The organism is Acutalibacter intestini (assembly GCF_034334985.1).
GTDB lineage: Bacteria > Bacillota > Clostridia > Oscillospirales > Acutalibacteraceae > Acutalibacter > Acutalibacter intestini.
Map to the genome: position 1 here is coordinate 1 of NZ_JAWXXL010000069.1, position 1,623 is coordinate 1,623.

The following is a 1,623-nucleotide window of genomic DNA, read 5'->3' on the forward strand; positions in this document are numbered from 1 at the left end:
CGTGTCGCCTGCTTCCATCGTGTAATTTAGCTTGATGAATTCTTGCGTGTCCACGTTCAAAAGGGCGGGGTTTGTCACCATGCCCAGCGCGCGGAACTCCACGCGTATTCCGGCCTGCACGTCCCCGTCGTTATACACGTTCACGATCAAGGAAGGTTGCCTATACCCAATTTCCCACCCCGGCACGATCTCAACGGGGAATTCCAGCCCGCCGATCCACGTTGCTATATCGTCCCGCGTCTTGCTCTCCTTCCTCCAAAACGGATTAAGGCAAAGAAGCTGTATTGTGAAGTCCTGAAAAATGGCCTTGCGCGTGAACACGGGCGCGTTGTCAACCTTGCAATCAATCACCCGCACAAAATCGCCGTACTGATATGTCAGCGTGGCGGCGTACTGCGGGTTTAGAACGCGGTTCAGCCTGCGGCGGTATTCCCGCATTTGATCCTTGTTCCGCTCCTTGATACTGCCCACAATCTCAATTTCGCGGCTTTCTATGCGGTTGCCTAAATAGGTGTCGCCGTCCTGCCCCATGCTGTTTATGCTGTAAATTGCGTTGCGAACGTCAGAAAGGCCGCTAACGCTGTTCGTGTGGTAAACGGAAGCGTGGGAAAAGGCTACGCTTTCCCCACGCTCATTCGTATATGTCAGTATTTCGATCTTCCTTGCCATTACGCCATTACCTCCCGCGCGATCATGCGGAATTGCTTTGCGGCCTCCCGCTGTTGCTGTGCATAGCTCGTTTCATTGGCATAGATGTTTTGCACCACCTGAACGCCGCCGCCCCGCTCATTGCGGTTCACCCTGCCGGAAGGCTGTTTCACTTCCGGCACGCTGGAAGCCGTGGCCGTGCGGATCGTCTTTTCAACGTCCCGCATTTCGCGGGCAAAGCCTTGCCCTAAACCTTCGGCCATGTATGCGCCAATTCCTGCAAATACCTTCGACGGGGAATTGATCTGCATTTCTGCTTCCACGGCGGCAACAATACGCCTCATCATAGAACGCACATTGCTTTCCAGCCAGCCGGACATATTTTGAAAGCCCTGCCAAATGCCGCGCACCATGTTTTCCCCCGCCGCCGTAAACTGCGACGTGAAGCCGTTTAATGTTGTGACAATGGATTGAACGATCTGCGACATTTTGCCCGTGATTTCCGGTATACCCTGCACCATGCCGGACGCTATGGCCTTGTCCATGTCCACGCCTTCCGTTGTTAGCTTGCTATGCTGTGCGGTAAAGGCGGTAATAATGGATTGAACCACCTGCGCGGCCTTGCCCGTGATCTGCGGTATACCCTGCACCATGCCAGACGCTATGGCCTTGTCCATGTCCACGCCTTCCGTTGTTAGCTTGCTATGCTGTGCGGTAAAGGCGGTAATAATGGATTGAACCACCTGCGCGGCCTTGCCCGTGATCTGCGGTATACCCTGCACCATGCCAGACGCTATGGCCTTGTCCATGTTCACGCCCTCGGTTGTCAGCTTTCCATGCTGTGCGGTGAAGGCGGTAATAACGGATTGTATTACTTCGGCCATCTTGCCCGTTATACTGCCCAGCCCGTTTATTATGCCTTCGGAAATGCGGGCGGCCATATCTACGCCTATTTGCCCGAATTGTCCAGCCTGC

Annotated in this window: 2 protein-coding genes; both read right to left on the reverse strand. The window is 54.5% G+C overall.

Annotation, left to right across the window (positions count from 1 at the left end; genetic code table 11):
• On the reverse strand, positions 1 to 669 hold a 669-nt coding region (locus U8U68_RS21130; protein WP_322204340.1), incomplete at its 3' end, for a phage tail family protein.
• A partial coding sequence (locus U8U68_RS21135) for a phage tail protein (protein ID WP_367575880.1) occupies positions 669 to 1,623 on the reverse strand: 955 nt, incomplete at its 5' end. The genes U8U68_RS21130 and U8U68_RS21135, both read right to left, overlap by 1 nt.